Here is a 17,803-nt window from a genome sequence, read left to right on the forward strand (position 1 = left end):
CCGGCCCGCTATCAGGGGCGTTTGGTACCGTGCTGGACGCCCCGGAGGTCTGGGCGAGCCCCTTCTTGGAGGAACGTCGTGCGCACGTTGACCCATGCCGAGTTCATGGAGATGCGGCGGTTCCCCGCGCTCGACGGTCTCCGCGCCTTCGCGGCCGTCATCGTGGTGGTCTTCCACTTCGGCGGGGCCGAGTGGAAGTGGCTCTCCGGCTGGGTCGGTGTCTACCTGTTCTTCGTGCTGTCCGGGTTCCTGATCACCACGCTGCTGTTGCGCGAACAGGACCTCAAGGGCCGGATCTCGCTCAAGAACTTCTACATCCGGCGCGTCTTCCGGATCATGCCGCCGTACTTCGTGATCTTCGCCTTCATCATGGCGTTCTTCTACCTGCGCGGCGACTTCTTCACGATCCGGTACCCGGAGACGCTGAAGTACTACCTGCCGTTCATGAACGAGTTCCTGCCGGCGGGCATGGCGGGCGCGCCCAACGACTACTTCTCCGGTTCGTGGACGCTCGGCATCGAGCAGAAGTTCTACCTCGTGTGGCCTGCGTTGATGGTCTTCGCGGGTGTCGCGGCGGCGAGGCGGCGCGTCTACATCGCGGTGGGCGCGATGGCGGTGCTCATCGCCTTCATCCCGTTGACGGGCGGCTGGTACACGAGCTACTCGATGACCGCGCTCTACACGTCCACGGTGCACTACGTGGTGCTGCTGGTCGGTGCGTTGCTCGCGATCGTGATGAACAGCAAGCGCCTCTTCGCGTTCGTGCGGCCGTTGACGCACCCGCTCGTCGCGCCGTTGGTGATCGTCGCGTTCGCGGTGTTGCACGTGAACATGGAGTCGTTGTGGCACTCGACGAGCAACGCCGTGGTGCTGCTGCTCGGGTACGCGGTGCTCACGGCGATGTTGATCGTGTCGCTGATGAACCGGAACCCGGTGACGTGGGTGCTGTCGACCGCGCCGGCCCGGTTCGTGGGTGACCGCTCGTACTCGCTCTACCTGTTCCAGGGCATCGCGGCCTTCATGGTGGCGGGGCTGCTGCCGCGCTTCGCCGTCTACGGCACGCTCACCGCGCTCGTGGTGACGCTGGTGTCGTTGCTGCTCGCCGACGTGGTCTACCGCTGGGTCGAGCACCCGGCGATCGAGTTGGGCCGCCGGATCATCGCGCGCCGGTCGAAGAAGCCCGAGCCGGTGAACCCGCCGACCAAGGAAGTGCCGCCGGTTCCGGTCAACGCCTGAGGTGTAGCGGCCCGCCGTTCCCCTGCGCCGGCGGGCCACCGAAAGCGTCACTTCGAGCGGTTATGGACCGGTAAAGGTCCAGATCAGACGGGCAGCGTCAGCACCGAGCCCACGCGCGTCAGCTCGCGGCGGTGCACGGCCAGCAGCACCGTGTCGTCCGGACGGCGGAAGTGCAGCACCACGAAGTTCGGGTGCGGCGGGTCCTGGTCGACGATCAGCTCGACGCGCCCCTCGGCGTCGCTGAAGATGATGCGCTCGTCCCAGATGATCTTCGTGGGACCGAAGAACAGCTCGCCCTCCTGCCACTCACCGTCCACGAAGACGTCGGCGTCGCCGCGCGTGTGGTCCTGGGCGCTCGGCCCGAAGGCCTCGCCGAACACGCTCCCCAGGATCTCGAACAGAGCAGACATGGCGATTCCCCCTTCGTTGTCAAAGGAACGAGCTGGGCGCCCAGCTGGTTCCCGCGGACTGGCGGAGGTCTAGCCGAACGGCTGCCCGGCCTCGCGCAGCCAGGCCCGTTCCCGGGAGTGGTCGGGCATGGCGGGCCAGCCGTTGACCTTCGCGATCAGGACCCAGTACCGCTCGGCACGCGGGTCCGCGAAGTCGGCGAACTCGCGCAGCTTCGCCACGAGGTGCTCGTCGTCCGGCAGACCCAGCGCCTGCGCCCAGTTGGCGTTCACGCGGTCCACGACCTCGCGCGCCTGCGCGGACTCCGGCGCGATGCCGGCGTCGAGCGCCTCACGGGCCTGGGCGATCGCGAAGGTGAACGCCGCCATCTGGTCGTCCCCCTGCGGCGGTCCCATGTCCTCGCCGGCGCGGCGCTTCTCCTCGTGCTGCTGGGACATCCGCTTCACGCTCGCGCGGAAGTCCGGGTCCTGCACGAGCTTCGCGAGCTCGACCCACGCCTCCAACTGCTCGGTCGACGGGTCGTCCGGCAGCTCGATCCGCACGGATCGCATGTGCTGCTCGAACTGCGGGTCCAGTTCGTACGGTCCGAACACCTCCTCGAAGAAGTCGTCGAGGATGCGCTGGCGCTCCTCGTCCGACATGCGTGCCAACTCGTTCATCAGTTCCATCTCCCCTCCTTTGGCGACGGCGCGCAGCACGGCTCGCCTGAGCCGCAAGGTCTTCATCTGCGCGTCGATCGCTTCCGCGTGTGCACGCGCCACGTCGGTCACCGACACCTCGTGGGCCAGCACGCGGCCCGCTGTCGGCAGGTCCACGCCCAGGTCCCTGAGCGTGCGAACGAGTTTCAGCCTCGCCACCGCGTCGGCGTCGTAGGTGCGGTAGCCGCCGGTGGTCCGGTCCGCGGGCGGGATGAGGCCCGAGTCGGAGTAGAACCTGATGGTGCGGACGGTGAGTCCGGTCATCCTGGCGAGCTCGCCGATCTGGTAGCGCGTCACGGGGACAACTGTGCAGTCTCCAGCGACTGGAGAGTCAACTCGAACAACCCAACGGATGGCTGAACAGCGAAAAGCCCCCGCACCGGAGTGCGGGGGCCTTCGAGCGAGCGGACCTCAGTAGGTGATCGCGTTGCCCGGCTCGGCCAGCAACGCGCCGACGTCGGCCAGGAACTGCGAGCCCTGCTGGCCGTCGACCACGCGGTGGTCGAACGACAGCGCGAGCTGGCAGATCTTGCGGACCTTGATCTCGCCGTCGACCACCCACGGCATGTCGCGGATCGCGCCGAGCGCGAGGATCGCGGACTCGCCGGGGTTGAGGATCGGCGTACCGGTGTCGACGCCGAAGACGCCGACGTTGGTGATCGTGATGGTGCCGTTCATCATGTCGGCCGGCGACGTCTTGCCCTCGCGGGCGACCGTGGCGAGCTCGTCCAGCGCGACCGCGAGTTCCTTGAGGGACATGCGGTCGGCGTCGCGGACCTTCGGCACCACCAGGCCGCGCGGCGTGGCGGCCGCGATGCCCAGGTGGACGTAGTCCTTGTAGACGATCTCGTTCGCGGCACTGTCCCACGTCGCGTTGACGTCGGGCGTGCGGCGCGCGGCCAGGATCACGGCCTTGGCGCAGAACGCGAGCGGCGTCAGCTTCACGCCGCGGAACTCCGGCGCGTTCTTGAGCTTCGCGCGCAGCTCCATCATCGGCGTCACGTCGACCGTCAGGAACTCGGTGACGTGCGGTGCGGTGAACGCGCTGTCCACCATCGCCTGCGCGGTCGCCTTGCGGACGCCCTTGATGGGCACCCGGCGTTCGCGCGTGCCGTTGTCCACAAAGGACTGGACGGGAGCAGCGACGGCCGGCGCGGAGACGGCGGTCTCGACGTCCTCGCGCGTGATCACGCCACCGGGGCCGGAGCCCGTGAGCGCGTGCAGGTCGACGCCGAGGTCCTTGGCCAGCTTGCGCACCGGCGGCTTGGCCAGCGGCACGTACCCGCCCGGCGCCTGCACCGGAGCCGCGACCACCACGGGCGCGGGCGCCGGAGGGGCGACGGGAGCCGGAGGAGCCACGACGGCCGCGGCCGGAGCTGCGGCGGGCGCGGAGTCCTTGCGGGCTCGGCGCTTCGCGGCACCGGACTTCGGGCCGTAGCCGACGAGCGTCGCGATGCGCCCGCCCGGCATCTCCTCGCCGATCTTGCCGGACGAGGTGCCGTTCGCCTCCGCCGCAACGGGAGCGGCGGCGGGCGCGGGTGCGGCCGCGCCACCGGGGTCGGTGTCGATCGTGATGATCGGGACGCCGACCTCGACGGTCTGACCGGGCTCAGCGAGGAGCTCGGTCACGACGCCGGCCCACGGGCACGGCAGCTCGACGGCGGCCTTGGCCGTCTCGATCTCGACGATGATCTGGTTGACCGTCACGGTGTCGCCCGGCTTCACGTGCCAGGTGAGGATGTCGGCCTCGGTCAGCCCCTCTGCGGTGTCCGGCAGGGGGAATTGCTTGTACTGCGGCATTTCCGGTGGTCCCCTTACCAGGCGAGAGAGCGGTCGACGGCGTGCAGCACCCGGTCGAGGTCGGGGAGGAACTCCTCCTCGAGCTTCGACGGCGGGTACGGGGTGTCGAAACCGGTCACCCGCAGCACCGGTGCCTGCAAGGAGTAGAAGCACTCCTGCTGGACCTTGGCTGCAATCTCGCTGGCGATCGAGGACTCGGACGGCGCCTCGGACACGACGACCAGACGGCCGGTGCGGCGCACCGAGTCGTAGACCGGCGCGAGGTCGAGCGGCGACAGCGTGCGCAGGTCGATGACCTCCAGCGACGTGCCGTCCTCGGCGGCCGCGTTCGCGGCGTCGAGAGAGGTGCGCACCATCGGGCCGTAGGCCACCAACGTCGCGTCCGTGCCGGAACGCAGCACGCGCGACTCGAACAGCTTGCCGGGCTGGGCCGTGGTGTCGACCTCGCCCTTCTCGTAGTAACGGCGCTTGGGCTCGAAGAACAGCACCGGGTCGTCGCAGTCGATCGCCTGCTGGATCATCCAGTACGCGTCGGCCGGGTTCGAGCACGAGACGACCTTGAGGCCGGCGGTGTGCGCGAAGTACGACTCCGGGGACTCCGAGTGGTGCTCGACCGCACCGATGCCGCCACCGAACGGCACGCGGATCACGATGGGCATCTTGATCTTGCCCTGCGTGCGGTAGTGCAGCTTCGCGACCTGCGACACGATCTGGTCGAAGCCCGGGAAGATGAAGCCGTCGAACTGGATCTCGCACACCGGGCGGTAGCCGCGGATCGCGAGGCCCACGGCGGTGCCGATGATGCCGGACTCCGCGAGCGGCGTGTCGAGCACGCGCTGCTCACCGAAGTCCTTCTGCAGGCCGTCCGTAATTCGGAAGACGCCGCCGAGCTTGCCGATGTCCTCGCCCATCATGATGACCTTGGGGTTGGCTTCCATCGCCGCCCGCAGGCCCAGGTTGAGCGCCTTGGAGATCGTGAGCGTCTGCACCGGGGAAGCCGGGGCAGCGGCCGTGGAACGGTCCATGGTCGGAGCAGCCATCAGTGCTCACCTCCAGCAAAACCCGAGACGTAGTCGAGGAATTCGTCGCGCTGCGCGTCGAGGTTGGGGTTGCCCTCGGCGTAGACGTTGCTGAAGATCCGTTCAGCGGGCGGGTCGGGCATGTTCGTGCAGAACTCGCGCAGCTCCTCGCCCAGCTTGTCGGCGTCGGCCTCCACGCTGTCGAAGAACTCGCTGTCGGCCCACTGCTGGCGCACGAGGTAGACCTTCACACGCTCGATCGGGTCCTTGAGCTTCCACATCTCGAGCTCGTCCGACAGGCGGTAGCGCGTCGGGTCGTCGGACGTGGTGTGCGCGTCCATGCGGTACGTGAACGCCTCGATCAGGATCGGGCCGTTGCCGTGGCGGCACTCGTCGAGCGCCCACTTCGTCACGGCGAGCGTCGCGAGGACGTCGTTGCCGTCGACCCGGATGCCGGGGAAGCCGTAGCCGCGGGCGCGCTGGTACAGCGGCAGGCGCGACTGGCGCTCGGTGGGCTCGGAGATGGCCCACTGGTTGTTCTGGCAGAAGAAGACGAGCGGCGCGTCGTAGACCGCGGCCCACACGAAGCCCTCGTGCACGTCACCCTGGCTGGTCGCGCCGTCGCCGAAGAAGCACATGGTGGCTTCTCCCTCGTCGTCGCCGACCTTGCCGTCGAACTTCTGGCCCATCGCGTAGCCGGCCGCGTTGAGGACCTGGTTGCCGATGACGATCGTGTACGGGTGGAAGCGCTTCTCGACCGGGTCCCACGTGCCCTGGTCGGTGCCGCGGAAGATGCCGAGGAGCTCGGTCGGGTTGATCCCGCGCGTCCACGCGATGCCGTGCTCGCGGTAGCTGGGGAAGGCCATGTCCGTCTGGCGCATCGCGCGGCCGGCGCCGATCTGCGCGGCCTCCTGGCCGAGCAGCGGCACCCAGATGCCGAGCTGGCCCTTGCGCTGCAGGGCGTTGGCCTCGCGGTCGACCCGCCGGATGAGGACCATGTCGCGGTACAGACCGCGCAGCTCCTCCGGCGTGATGTCGATGTCGAAGTCGGGGTGCGTGACGCGCTCACCCTCGGGGGTGAGGAGCTGCACCAGGTCGGCGCCGCCCTCGTCTGTCGCTCGCAAGCCTGCGATCACCTGTTCCGCTGTCGGTTTTGCGGCAGTGGCGGCCGGCGCTGCATCCGGCTCAGGGTGCGTCCATTGCTCAGGGGACGACATGCGCCTTCTCCTCTGTCTTCTCCGACCGCCTGATCGCTCGTGACGACCTCGTGCGGCGACGTCGGCGGTCGCCGCCAACCCTGTGGGGCCGGAGGCAGCCGTCGACGGTGACGGTGGCTTACGACCACATCCTGACACGGCCTCACCCGAGTTGGTGAGACCCGTCCCACTTCGTAACACACGAGTCAACGTTCTGATCAGCAACAACAGTCGGAAGTTCGACCTTTTGTCCTCCGACCGAGCCGTCCGATTACCGGACGGCGGTGTCCCGGTTACCGATCGTTAACTTACTTCGAGGTCTCAGGGAAGAGGCTACGGACGCGGGCGGAGGCGGAGTCGTGACAGGATCGAGAGGTGGACCGCTCAGTTGTGACCAGCACTGTCAGGACGCTCTGGGACGACGACATCGTCCCGAGCCTGTCTCAGCTCGTCGCCGTGCCGGCGATCTCCCCCGCGTTCGACCCAGCCTGGGAAGAACACGGAGAGTTGGCAGCCGCGATCGAGCACGTGCGCGCGTGGATCTCGTCGCGGAACCTGCCGGGAGCCGAGCTCGAAGTCGTCCAACTGGCGGGACGCACGCCGCTCCTGCTCGTCGACGTGCCCGCGTCCGGTAACTCGTCCGACGACACGGTGTTGCTCTACGGACACCTGGACAAGCAGCCGCCGGTGGGCGGCTGGGGCGAGGGCCTCGGCCCGTGGACCCCTGTGCTGCGTGACGGACGTCTCTACGGCCGTGGCGCCGCCGATGACGGTTACTCCGGTTATGCCGCAATCGCCGCTATCGAGGCCGTGCGCGCCGCGGGCGGTTCGCACGCCCGTTGCGTCGTGCTGCTGGAGACGGGCGAGGAGTCGGGTTCGCCCGACCTGCCCGCGTACCTCTCGCACCTTTCGGACCGGCTGGGCCAGGTGGCGCTGGTCGTGTGCCTGGACTCGGGCGGCTCCGACTACGACCGCATGTGGCTGACGACGTCGCTGCGCGGACTCGTGCAGGTCACAGCCACCGTGCGGGTGCTGGAGGGCGGCCTGCACTCGGGCATGGCGTCGGGCATCGTGCCGTCGTCGTTCCGGATCGCCCGCCAGCTGCTGGACCGCATCGAGGACTCGGAGACCGGCGAGATCCTGGTGCCGGAGATGCACGTCGAGATCCCGGCGGGCCGCCTGGCCGAGGTCCGCGAGGCCGTCGAGGCAGCGCCCGGCGCGCTGTGGGACCCGGTCCCGCGCGTCGGCGACCTGCAGCCCGTTTCGCCGGACGAGGTCGAGCTGGCGCTCAACTCCGGGTGGCGGCCGACGCTGTCCGTGACCGGCGCCGAGGGCCTGCCGCTGCCGGACGACGCGGGCAACGTGCTGCGGCCGTACACCTCGCTCGTGCTGTCGTTCCGGCTCCCGCCGACCGCCTCCGCCTCGGCCGCGCTCGAGGCCGTGCGCGCGAAGCTCACCACCGACGTGCCCTACAACGCGACCGTGGAGCTCTCGCGGGTCGAGGCCGCCGACGGCTGGAACGCGCCCGAGCTGGCGCCGTGGCTGTCCGCAGTGCTGGACGAGGCCGGCAAGGAGATCTTCGGGGCGCCGTGGCGGACCGTGTCGCTGGGCGGGTCCATCCCGTTCATGGGGCTGCTGCACGAGGCCTACCCCGCCGCGCAGTTCGTGGTGACCGGGGTGATCGGGCCGGACTCGAACTGCCACGTGCCGGACGAGTGGCTGCACCTGGCGCACGCGGCCCGGGTCACCGAGGCGATCGCCCTGGTGCTGGACGCGCAGTCGAAGCAGAGCTGAACTCCTCCAGCAGGGCCAGACCTGTCGCCGGGTTGCTCCCCGCGTAGCGACGCGCTCTCGCTAGTGCGTTGACCTGCGCGGGGAGGACCTCGGTCAGGTCGTTCGTGAAGTAGTCGCGGACGGCGGCGAGGAACGCGATCCGCGCCGCCGCCCTGTCCGCGAGATCACCGATCGCGGTGTGCTCCTTCGCGTACGAGGCCTGCATGCGTTCCCGCAGGGTGTGCAGGTCAGGATCGGGATCGACGAGCACGCGCAGCAGTTTCGTCACGCCGTCGCGGTCGTCCAGCGCCGTCAGCGCGTCGCTCGTCGTCTTGCACACGCGGTCCAGCTCGTCGGCGACCAGCTTCTCGGTCACGGCCGCCAGCGAGGTGCCGCGCGGTTGCCGGACGATCGCGCGTGCTGAGCGGGTGAGCTGCCGGGCGAGGCCGCCGGAGAACACGTAGGCGAGCGCCACGAACACCTCCGGCAGGCCGTCCACCGACCGGCTGATCAAGCCGCGGGCCAGCTGGAAGTCCAGGTAGTCGACCCGGGCGACCTCGTCGAACGAGCTGTCGAAGACGCTGCGCAGCCCCATGCCCGCCAGTTCGAAGTCGTGCTGGGCCTCGGTGGACACGGACATCAGGTAGTAGCAGCCGGGCACGTCGAAGACGGCCTTGATCTCGTTGAGGAACCTGCGGGCGGACTCTCCCGCGCCGATCCTGTCGATCTCGTCGATGGCGATGAGCACGCGCACCGGCTCCAGCGTGCGGGCGACGTCGCGGACGAACGTGCGGAAGTCGTCCACCACCTCGGGGTACGTAGGCGGCCGACCGGTCAGGCTGGTTGCGCGCTTGTAGGCCAGTTCCGCACCCCGGAACCCGAACTTGCCGCTGGTTTCGCCGGTGAGGGTCTGCACGTAGGCGATGTCCCGGAGACCGCGCTGCGCCGATCTGGCGAGCCGGCCCCGTTCGCCCCGAATTCGGAACCGGCGCCGGGTGATCTCGGGGTCGGCCTCGCGGAGGTGGGCGAGCACCACGTGGCAGGTCCTGGCGTAGAGGTGCAGCACGAACTCGCGCGGCACGTAGTCCACCGGCGCCGCGACCTGCACGCTCAGGCTCGCGGGCTGCCCCTGACTGCGGTAGGCGCCCTGGCAGAAGGCCTTCAGCAGAGCCGTCTTCCCGGACCCGCGCGGGCCGGCGAGCGCGAAGCTGCCCCCGTCCAGGGTGCCGGTCAGTTCGGCCAGCTCCTCGCCGGCCGGCACGGGTTGGTGGCTGATCAGCGACCCTCCGCGCTGCAGGTTCCGCGCGTCGCCGAACGTCAGCTCGGTACCGGGCACGAGCCGGCTGCCGCCCAGTTCGGCTCTGAGCGCGGGCAGCACGCCGTCGGTGAACATCGCCGACCGCCACTCGGCGAGCGCCTGACCGGCTTCGGCCTTCTGGTGCAGGTGGCGGGACGACGGCAGCACGGCGTCGAGCAGGTCGTTCAGGTACGCACCCACGAAGAAGAGCACGATGCCGGCCCCGACCGCGACGAGCCACCCGACCCACTGACCGTCGACGACCACACGAGCACACATGGCGAGCGCGAGGAGGCCGAAGACACCCCAGCTCAGCCGCGCCCACCAGCGCGCGAGGTCCCTGCCCACACCCAAGTACGACATCGCGAACGCCCCCGCGCTCAGTGCCGCGGCCAGCAGCACGTAGTCGCCGAGGGGGAGCGCGGGGTCCCCCGCCCTCGGGTCCGCTTTCACCGCGAACAGCACGAGGAACCACACCCCGACGGGAACCGGAGCGATCAGCATGAAGCGCCACAGGAGGGGAAAGCGCACCGCGGAGAAGATCAGGAACTGGTTGGCGGCGGCGTTGAGCCCGGCGTACCGCTCCTGCTGGGGCCGTGCCGAGGCCACGATCCACGACCGCGCTTGGCGCAGAACCGCCCGCAGGTGCTCACGGTCGCCGGCGGGCTCTCCATGATCTCCTGGCAGCAGCGCCCGCTCCACGGCCTGCTCGAAGACCTCGTCCTCGGTCACCCGTGCATCGTGCGCTCGTTCGGGCACGATCGAAATGCGCCGAACAGGTCACCGTTCCAGCCTCTGTCGAGTGAGCTAGGACTCAACCGAGACGTGGGCCCGACCGCCCGTCCGACCCCGTATCCCACACTGGGCCGATGGGCGAACAAGCGGAACGGGCGCGTCTCGCGGAGTCGGACACACCGACTTCGCCGTGGCGGCTGTGGGGGCCGTACCTGTCGGGTCGCCAGTGGGGCACGGTCCGCGAGGACTACTCGCCCGAGGGTGACGCGTGGGCCTCGTTCCCGTTCGACCACGCCCGGTCCCGCGCCTACCGGTGGGGCGAGGACGGGATCGCCGGCATCTGCGACGTGCACGGGTTCCTGAACTTCGGCCTCGCGCTGTGGAACGGCAAGGACCCGTTCCTCAAGGAGCGGTACTTCGGTCTCACCAACGAAGAGGGCAACCACGGTGAGGACGTCAAGGAGCACTGGTGGGTGACCGACGGGACGCCCACGCACTCCTGGATGCAGGTGGTCTACCGGTACCCGCAGCAGGAGTTCCCGTACGCGCAGCTGCGGGAGATGGCGCGCAACGCCGGGCGGGAGAACCGCGAGCCCGAGCTCAGCGACACCGGGGTGCTCGACGAGAACCGGTTCTTCGACGTCCAGGTGTCTTACGCGAAGGCCGAGACGGACGACATCTGCATCGAGATCAGCGCGACCAACCACGGGCCGGTGGACGCGCCGTTGCACCTGCTGCCCCAGCTCTGGTTCCGCAACACGTGGGCCTGGGGGCGGGACCAGCGGCCGTGTCAGCTCGTCGCGAGCACCACGGCCGGGCGCAGGGTCACGGCCGACCACGGCAACCTCGGCCGGTACACGCTGCACCTCGACGACCGGCCGTCGATGCTCATGACGGACAACGAGAGCAACGAGGTCGCGCTTTTCGGGGCCGAGCGCAATCCCTCGCCGTGGGCCAAGGACGGCATCTGCAACTACGTGGTGCACGGCGACACGGGCGCCTGTCAGGTCGTGGGGCCGGACGACGCCGGTGCGGGCGGCACGAAGTTCGCGGCCTGGTACTCGTTCGACCCCGTGGAACCCGGCGAGACGGTGACGATCCGGCTGCGGCTCATCGGTGGCGACGGGCACCTGGACCCGTTCGGGCCGAGCTTCGAGGAGACCATGCGCGAGCGCAAGGTCGAGGCGGACGAGTTCCACGACGCGATCGCGCCGCAGACCAGCTCCGAGGAGAAGCACGTCCTGAGGCGTGCGCTGGCGGGTCTCATGTGGACGAAGCAGCACTACCGGTTCCGCACGCGCGACTGGCTCGACGGGGACCCGACCAAGCCCGAGGCGCCGTCCAGCAGGAGGACGCCCGAGGCGCGCAACGTGCACTGGCGGCACCTCGACGTCGCCGACGTCATCTCGATGCCGGACGAGTGGGAGTACCCGTGGTTCGCGGCGTGGGACCTCGCGTTCCACACGATCCCGTTCACGCTGGTGGATCCCGCGTTCGCCAAGGAGCAGCTGCTGCTGTTCTGCCGTGAGTGGATGATGCACCCGAACGGCCAGATCCCCGCGTACGAGTGGGAGTTCGGCGACGTGAACCCGCCGGTGCACGCGTGGGCGGCGCTGCAGGTCTACCGCGCGGACGGCAGCCGGGACCGCGGGTTCCTCGCCAAGATCTTCCACAAGCTGCTGCTCAACTTCTCCTGGTGGGTCAACCGCAAGGACGCCGACGGCAGCTACCTGTTCGAGGGCGGGTTCCTCGGCATGGACAACATCGGGCCGGTCAACCGGTCCGAGCCGATGCTCGGCGAGTGGCGGCTGGAGCAGTCCGACGCCACCTCGTGGATGGCCGCGTACAGCCTGCACCTCATGCAGATCGCGCTGGAGCTGGCGCGCGACGACGAGTCCTACGAGGACGTCGCGACCAAGTTCGTCGAGCACTTCCTGTCGATCGCGGAGGCGTTCACGCACTTCGGGTCGCACGGCGGCGGGATCTGGCACGACGAGGACGGCTTCTGCTACGACCGGGTCTCGCGGCGGCGGCCGGACGGCAGCGTCGAGTCCGAGCCGGTGCGCGTGCGGTCGATGGTGGGCCTCATGCCGTTGCTCGCGGGTGCGGTCTTGGAGCCGTGGGTGCTCGAAGAGCTGCACGGGTTCACGAGCCGGTTGGACCACCTGCTCAAGCGCAGGCCCGAGCTGCGGCAGTTCATCACGTTCCACTACGAGCGCGGTGCGTTCGTGTCGTTGCTGGACGAGAGCAAGCTCAAGCGCGTGCTGCACCGGATGCTCGACGAGCAGGAGTTCCTGTCACCGCACGGGATCCGCAGCCTCTCCGCCGCCCACCGCGAGGGCCTGGAGGTCAAGGTCGCGGGCCAGGACCACCGCATGGGCTACGAGCCGGGCGAGTCGCACACGCCGATGTTCGGCGGCAACTCGAACTGGCGCGGACCCGTCTGGCTGCCCACCAACGCGCTGCTGGTGGAGGCGCTGCGCACCCTCTGCGCGTTCCACGACGGCATGTTCCAGGTGGAGATGCCGACGCACTCGGGGCGCTGGGTCACCGCGGGCCAGGTCGCGGACGAGCTCTCCGACCGGCTCGTCGGGCTCTTCCTGCCCGACCACGACGGGCGCCGGCCGTCGGACGGCAAGCGGATCGAGGCGTCCGAATCACCTCTTTGGCGCAAGCACGTCACCTTCAGCGAGTACTTCGACGGTGATACCGGTGAGGGTCTCGGTGCCACGCACCAGACGGGCTGGACCGCTCTCGTGGCCGGTCTGATGGCCGAAAGAACACGCTGACCAGCATCATCGTGATCAAATCCTGATCAAGGAGACACTCGCGTATCGTAATCATTCGTGTGCAATACGTGAAGAAGTTGTGTGATCTGAACCAAAGCACACAAGATTTTGTGATCAAAAGGCCGATTTGACGCAAAATCATTGCAAGGGAGTGGCCTGTAACACGCACGTGCTGTCCACCACGTCACCCGAGTGGCAGGATCCCGTTCACTCGTCCGCGACAGTTACGAGGAGTGACGCAGTGGCTCGTCGACCCAGGCACGTGCTCGCCCTGCTGCCCGCAGCGGCCCTAGCGCTGACCGCGCTCGCCGGTTGCGCGACGAGCACCAACAGCGGTGGAGGCACCACCGACGGTGGCATCAAGCTTGTCAAGGAAGGCAAGCTCGTCACCTGCACGCACCTTTCCTACAAGCCGTTCCAGTACACCGACGGCGACAAGACCGTCGGCTTCGACGTCGACCTGGTGGACCTGATCGCCAAGGACCTCGGTGTCACGCAGGAGATCTTCGACACCCAGTTCGAGACGATCACCTCCGGTGCGAGCTTCAACGCCAACCAGTGCGACCTCGCGGCCGCCGGTATGACGATCAAGGAAGAGCGCAAGCAGGCGATCGACTTCTCCGACCCGTACTTCGAGGCCACGCAGGCGCTGCTGGTCAAGAAGGACTCGCCGATCAAGGCGCTGGCGGACCTCAAGGGCAAGAAGATCGGCGTCCAGCAGGACACCACCGGTGAGATCTACGCCAACGAGAACAAGGCCGCCAACGGCTACGAGGTCATCCAGTTCGAGGACCTCCCGCTGATGGAGACCGCCGTGCGCACCGGCGCCGTCGACGCCGCGATCAACGACAACGGCGTGCTCCTGGACTACGCCAAGGAGTTCCCGGACACCGTCGTGTCGGCCGAGTTCAACACGAACGAGCAGTACGGCATCGGCATCAAGAAGGGCAACACCGCCCTGGCGGAGAAGGTCAACGCCGTTCTGAAGAAGGCCAAGGAGAACGGCGAGTACGACAAGATCTACGAGAAGTGGTTCGGCAAGAAGCCGGAGAAGAAGTAGCGATCTCGAGCTGACGGGGCGGCGGAGGACGCCGCCCCGTTCGCGTTCCGAACCACTTCCGCTAGGAGTCAGACCATGGCGCTGTCCAAGCGCAAGCGGGCCGAGTACTTCCGGTACTCCCAGTACACCCTGCTCGCCGTCATCGCCGTCGTGATCGCGTTCCTCGCCGACTGGGAGCAGATCCGCACGGCGTTCTTCAACTTCAAGACGATGGGGGAGATGTTCCCCAACGTCATCACCATCGCGTTGAAGAACACCCTCATCTACACCGCGCTCGGCTTCGCGTTCGGTCTCGCGCTGGGCCTCGTCCTCGCGCTGATGAAGCTCTCGTCGATCGCGCCGTACCGGTGGATCGCGACCGTCTACATCGAGTTCTTCCGCGGCATCCCGGCTCTGCTGGTGTTCATCGGTCTGGCGTTCGGCGTGCCGCTCGCGTTCCAGATCCAGTTCGACATCTACTCCACGGTCATGCTGGCGCTCGGCATCGTCGGTGCCGCCTACATGGCCGAGACCATCCGCGCCGGCATCCAGGCCGTGCCCAAGGGCCAGGTCGAGGCGGCCCGTTCCCTCGGCATGTCGCAGGGCCGCGCGATGATCACCATCGTGATCCCGCAGGCGTTCCGGATCATCCTGCCGCCGCTGACCAACGAGCTGATCCTGCTCACCAAGGACTCCTCGCTGATCTACATCATCGGTCTCGCGCGCGACCAGTACGAGCTGACGAAGTTCGGCCGGGAGACGCTGAGCCGCAGCCCGTCCCTCACCCCGATCCTCGTCGTCGGCCTGTGCTACCTGATCATCACGTTGCCCCTCGGGTACCTTTCGCGGTACCTGGAGCGCCGCTCCGGCGGGAAGAAGGTGTCCGTCCTGTGAGCGAGATCAGTGTCGAGATCAGCGGCCTGAAGAAGTCGTTCGGCTCGCTGGACGTCCTCAAGGGCATCGACGTCACGGTCAACCGCGGCGACGTGGTCTGCATCATCGGCCCGTCCGGTTCGGGCAAGTCGACGCTGCTGCGCTGCGTGAACCTGCTCGAGGAGCCGAACGCCGGCAAGATCGTCGTCAACGGCGTCGAGCTGACCGACCCGGACGTCGACATCGACCGGGCGCGCACGAAAATCGGCATGGTCTTCCAGTCGTTCAACCTGTTCGCGCACCTCAACGTCCTCGCGAACCTCACGGTGGCGCAGCGCAAGGTGCTCAAGCGCAGCGAGAAGGAGGCGCAGGAGATCGCCCTGCGCAACCTCGACCGGGTCGGCCTGAAGGAGAAGGCCAACTCGATGCCGGCGCAGCTCTCCGGTGGCCAGCAGCAGCGCGTGGCGATCGCCCGCGCCCTCTCGATGGACCCGGACGTGATGCTGTTCGACGAGCCCACCTCGGCGCTCGACCCCGAGCTCGTCGGCGACGTGCTGGGCGTGATGCGCCAGCTCGCCGACGAGGGCATGACGATGCTGGTCGTGACGCACGAGATGCAGTTCGCCCGCGAGGTCGCCGACAAGGTGATCTTCATGGACGGCGGCTACATCGTCGAGGAGGGCCCGGCGGCCGACGTGATCGGCAACCCGCAGGAACCGCGCACCCAGGAGTTCCTGGCCCGCGTGCTCGACCCGACGCACCACGGTCCGAGCGACCCGGTCTAGGCCGCGTGACGAGGGGGAAAGTCACCGCGGCCGAAATCCTGCGGGGACTGCTGGGGGACAACGAGGGTTCTGGTGGTGGCGGGTGGAGGTTGCCTCGGCGCAGGCCGAGCACCCCACCCGTCTACCGCGTGGTGGACAAGACGATCAGCGGCGTCGTCGACCTGCGCGCGGTCGAGGTGCCGTACCTGGTGGAGTTCGAGCGCTGCGGGTTCGAGGCACCGCCGGACCTGCGCCAGGCGAACCTCGCCGGCATCTCGTTCGCCGACTGCGACCTGCCCGGTCTCGAGGCGCGCAACCTGAGCAGCGGCAACGACGTGTCGTTGCTGGACTGCCGCGTGTCGGGCCTGACGGACCTCACCGACGCGGAGATCGCGGGCTCGGTCCTGTTGCGGGAGACCAGGTTCAGCGTGCCGGACGGCCTGTGCGTGCACGCTGACCGGCTGACCGTCGCGGGCGCGTTGCTCGGGTTCGGCATCGTCACCGAGGGCGAGGTGCGGCTCGCCGGCTCGCGCATCGGTGGCAACGTGAACCTCGGCAGTGCCGTGCTGCAGAACCCCGACGGCTTCACGTTCAACGGCAACGGCATGACGGTCGGCGGCAACTTCTTAGGTGCGTTCGTCTCGCACGGCGTGGTGTTCCTGTCCAACGCCCGCATCAGTTCGACGCTCTCGTTGAGCGGCGCGAATCTCTCGCGTTCGTCGGACTTCGAGTCCACCAACGACCCGCACGCCGACCCGTCCTCGACGCTCGTCCTCGACCGCGTGAACGTGTCCGGCGACCTGGAACTCGACCGCGGGTTCGTCAGCAAGGGCGCGGTCCGCGCGGTGAACGCCAAGATCGGCGGCACGTTCTCGCTGGCGGAGGCCGTGCTGGACGCGGTCTCGCCGAACTCGGTCGGCACCGACCCGACCGGTTCGGGACGCGCGTTGCACGTCGACGGCGCGGAGATCGGCGGCGACGTCGTCGGCCGCAAGGTGACGATCAAGGGCCAGCTGCGCATGGTCGACACGCACGTGCGGGGCAGCATCACGCTGGAGCGGGCCACCGTGGACAACCCGGCCGCGGACGCCGTGCTGGCCAACCGCTCCCAGATCGGCAGCAACTTCGTGGTGCGCGAGTCGGACGTCTCCGGCGGGCTGGAGCTGCGCGGCATCACCGTCGGCGCGAACCTCGACCTGCGCGGCAGCCGGTTGGTGCGCCCCGGCAAGTACCGGCACCAGCCGCGCGAGAAGCCGTCGCTCGACATCGGTGGCGCCACGATCGGCCGCGACCTCATCTGCGCACGAGGCGACAAGGAGTTCGTCGCGCACGGCGGCGTGCGCTGCCGTCGCGCGGTGATCGGTCGTATGGCGAACTTCAACGGCGCGGTGCTCGGCTACAAGCTCGACAGCCACGCGTTGAACGCCATGGGCATGCAGGTGCAGGAACTGATGCTCAACGTCGTGTCGCCGCCCAAGGGCCTGGTGACGTTGCGGCAGGCGCGCTGCACGTCGTTGGACGACAACGAGAACTTCTGGAACGCCACGGGGTTCATCGACCTCGACGACTTCCGCTACGACTCTCTCGCGTACCCCATCGACCTGCGCGACGACGACCAGGTGCAGCAACGGCTGCGCTGGCTGCGGCAGGCGATGCGGCGCAGCTACCACCCGCGGCCGTACGACCAGTTCGCCGAGATGCTGACGGCGGCGGGCAACGAGGAGCACGCCTCGACCGTGCTGATCGAGAAGCAACGCCTGCGGTACCGCGCGGTCGCCGAGGGCATGCGGTTCTTCGGTCCGCTGGTGCTGCTGTGGAGCTTCCTGCAGCGGTCGATGGTCGGCTACGGCTACCGGCCGGCGCGGGCGCTGGGGTGGCTGATCGCGGCGTGGGTCGTCGGCAGCCTGTGGTTCCAGTTCAAGGGGCCGCTGGTCGAGATCAACGACGACGACCACCTGCCGTGGAACGCCTGGCTCTACACGATCGACCTGGTGGTGCCGATCGTCGACTTCGGCAACAAGAACCGCTGGCAGACCCCCGGCGCGTCGCAGTGGATCGCGTCCGGGCTGATCGTGACGGGCTGGATCCTCGCGACGACCGTGGCCGCCGGCCTGACGCGGATGCTCAAGCGGTAGATCGCCACCATCGGGGTATTTCGCCGTCTGGTGAACGGTGG

Annotated in this window: 13 protein-coding genes; 7 read left to right on the forward strand and 6 right to left on the reverse strand. The window is 68.5% G+C overall.

The annotated features are described in order from the left end of the window. Positions 1–78 precede the first annotated feature (78 nt). Positions 79–1,236, forward strand: a complete 1,158-nt coding sequence (locus ABZX02_RS13085; protein ID WP_355297782.1) for an acyltransferase — start codon at positions 79–81, stop codon at positions 1,234–1,236. An 83-nt stretch (positions 1,237–1,319) separates the two neighbouring features. On the opposite strand, the gene ABZX02_RS13090 is transcribed toward ABZX02_RS13085, so the two are convergent. From ABZX02_RS13090 to pdhA, 5 genes are all read right to left on the reverse strand, one after another. Then, on the reverse strand, positions 1,320–1,646 hold the full coding sequence (locus ABZX02_RS13090) for a hypothetical protein (RefSeq protein ID WP_355297783.1): 327 nt from the start codon (positions 1,644–1,646) through the stop codon (positions 1,320–1,322). Positions 1,647–1,715: 69 nt separating this feature from the next. Continuing rightward, complete coding sequence (locus ABZX02_RS13095) at positions 1,716–2,639, reverse strand: MerR family transcriptional regulator (protein WP_355297785.1); 924 nt, start codon at positions 2,637–2,639, stop codon at positions 1,716–1,718. A 114-nt stretch (positions 2,640–2,753) separates the two neighbouring features. Beyond that, on the reverse strand, positions 2,754–4,142 hold the full coding sequence (locus ABZX02_RS13100) for a dihydrolipoamide acetyltransferase family protein (RefSeq protein WP_355297786.1): 1,389 nt from the start codon (positions 4,140–4,142) through the stop codon (positions 2,754–2,756). A gap of 14 nt (positions 4,143–4,156) precedes the next feature. After that, positions 4,157–5,182 (reverse strand): alpha-ketoacid dehydrogenase subunit beta, encoded by a 1,026-nt coding sequence (locus ABZX02_RS13105; RefSeq protein WP_355297788.1) that lies wholly within the window; start codon positions 5,180–5,182, stop codon positions 4,157–4,159. Then, positions 5,182–6,378 (reverse strand): pyruvate dehydrogenase (acetyl-transferring) E1 component subunit alpha, encoded by a 1,197-nt coding sequence (gene pdhA / locus ABZX02_RS13110; RefSeq protein ID WP_355297789.1) that lies wholly within the window; start codon positions 6,376–6,378, stop codon positions 5,182–5,184. Before pdhA ends, ABZX02_RS13105 begins: the two co-directional genes overlap by 1 nt. 354 nt (positions 6,379–6,732) lie before the next feature. Between pdhA and ABZX02_RS13115 the strand changes: the two genes are divergently transcribed. Then, positions 6,733–8,151 carry a M20/M25/M40 family metallo-hydrolase gene (locus ABZX02_RS13115; protein ID WP_355297791.1) on the forward strand — a complete coding sequence of 473 codons (1,419 nt, stop codon included), beginning with the start codon at positions 6,733–6,735 and terminating at the stop codon, positions 8,149–8,151. On the opposite strand, the gene ABZX02_RS13120 is transcribed toward ABZX02_RS13115, so the two are convergent. Next, a complete protein-coding gene (locus ABZX02_RS13120; protein ID WP_355297792.1) occupies positions 8,102–10,159 on the reverse strand; it encodes a hypothetical protein in 2,058 nt (685 codons plus the stop codon). The two genes, ABZX02_RS13115 and ABZX02_RS13120, sit on opposite strands and share 50 nt — an antisense overlap. Positions 10,160–10,296: 137 nt before the next feature. On the opposite strand from ABZX02_RS13120, the gene ABZX02_RS13125 reads away from it, so the two are divergent. From ABZX02_RS13125 to ABZX02_RS13145, 5 genes are all read left to right on the forward strand, one after another. Beyond that, the gene (locus tag ABZX02_RS13125) at positions 10,297–12,951 is read left to right on the forward strand and encodes a glucosidase (protein ID WP_355297794.1); all 2,655 of its coding nucleotides are present in this window, start codon (positions 10,297–10,299) and stop codon (positions 12,949–12,951) included. Positions 12,952–13,192: 241 nt separating this feature from the next. Beyond that, positions 13,193–14,011 (forward strand): basic amino acid ABC transporter substrate-binding protein, encoded by an 819-nt coding sequence (locus ABZX02_RS13130; RefSeq protein ID WP_355297796.1) that lies wholly within the window; start codon positions 13,193–13,195, stop codon positions 14,009–14,011. 75 nt (positions 14,012–14,086) lie between these two features. Beyond that, positions 14,087–14,884 (forward strand): amino acid ABC transporter permease, encoded by a 798-nt coding sequence (locus ABZX02_RS13135; RefSeq protein WP_355297798.1) that lies wholly within the window; start codon positions 14,087–14,089, stop codon positions 14,882–14,884. Further along, positions 14,881–15,648, forward strand: a complete 768-nt coding sequence (locus tag ABZX02_RS13140) for an amino acid ABC transporter ATP-binding protein (RefSeq protein ID WP_355297800.1) — start codon at positions 14,881–14,883, stop codon at positions 15,646–15,648. The genes ABZX02_RS13135 and ABZX02_RS13140 overlap by 4 nt, the downstream gene beginning before the upstream one ends. A gap of 5 nt (positions 15,649–15,653) precedes the next feature. Then, a complete protein-coding gene (locus tag ABZX02_RS13145) occupies positions 15,654–17,762 on the forward strand; it encodes a hypothetical protein (protein WP_355297801.1) in 2,109 nt (702 codons plus the stop codon). The last annotated feature ends 41 nt before the right edge of the window (positions 17,763–17,803 follow it).

The organism is Lentzea sp. NPDC003310, from assembly GCF_040610935.1.
In the GTDB taxonomy this organism is placed as follows: domain Bacteria; phylum Actinomycetota; class Actinomycetes; order Mycobacteriales; family Pseudonocardiaceae; genus Lentzea.

Excerpts from the sequence above, each read along its gene's own strand:
- ABZX02_RS13090 (WP_355297783.1), bottom strand. The coding sequence starts at position 1,646 with ATGTCTGCTCTGTTCGAGATCCTGGGGAGCGTGTTCGGCGAGGCCTTC.
- ABZX02_RS13100 (WP_355297786.1), bottom strand. The coding sequence starts at position 4,142 with ATGCCGCAGTACAAGCAATTCCCCCTGCCGGACACCGCAGAGGGGCTG.
- ABZX02_RS13105 (WP_355297788.1), bottom strand. The coding sequence starts at position 5,182 with ATGGCTGCTCCGACCATGGACCGTTCCACGGCCGCTGCCCCGGCTTCC.
- pdhA (WP_355297789.1), bottom strand. The coding sequence starts at position 6,378 with ATGTCGTCCCCTGAGCAATGGACGCACCCTGAGCCGGATGCAGCGCCG.
- ABZX02_RS13125 (WP_355297794.1), top strand. The coding sequence starts at position 10,297 with ATGGGCGAACAAGCGGAACGGGCGCGTCTCGCGGAGTCGGACACACCG.
- ABZX02_RS13135 (WP_355297798.1), top strand. The coding sequence starts at position 14,087 with ATGGCGCTGTCCAAGCGCAAGCGGGCCGAGTACTTCCGGTACTCCCAG.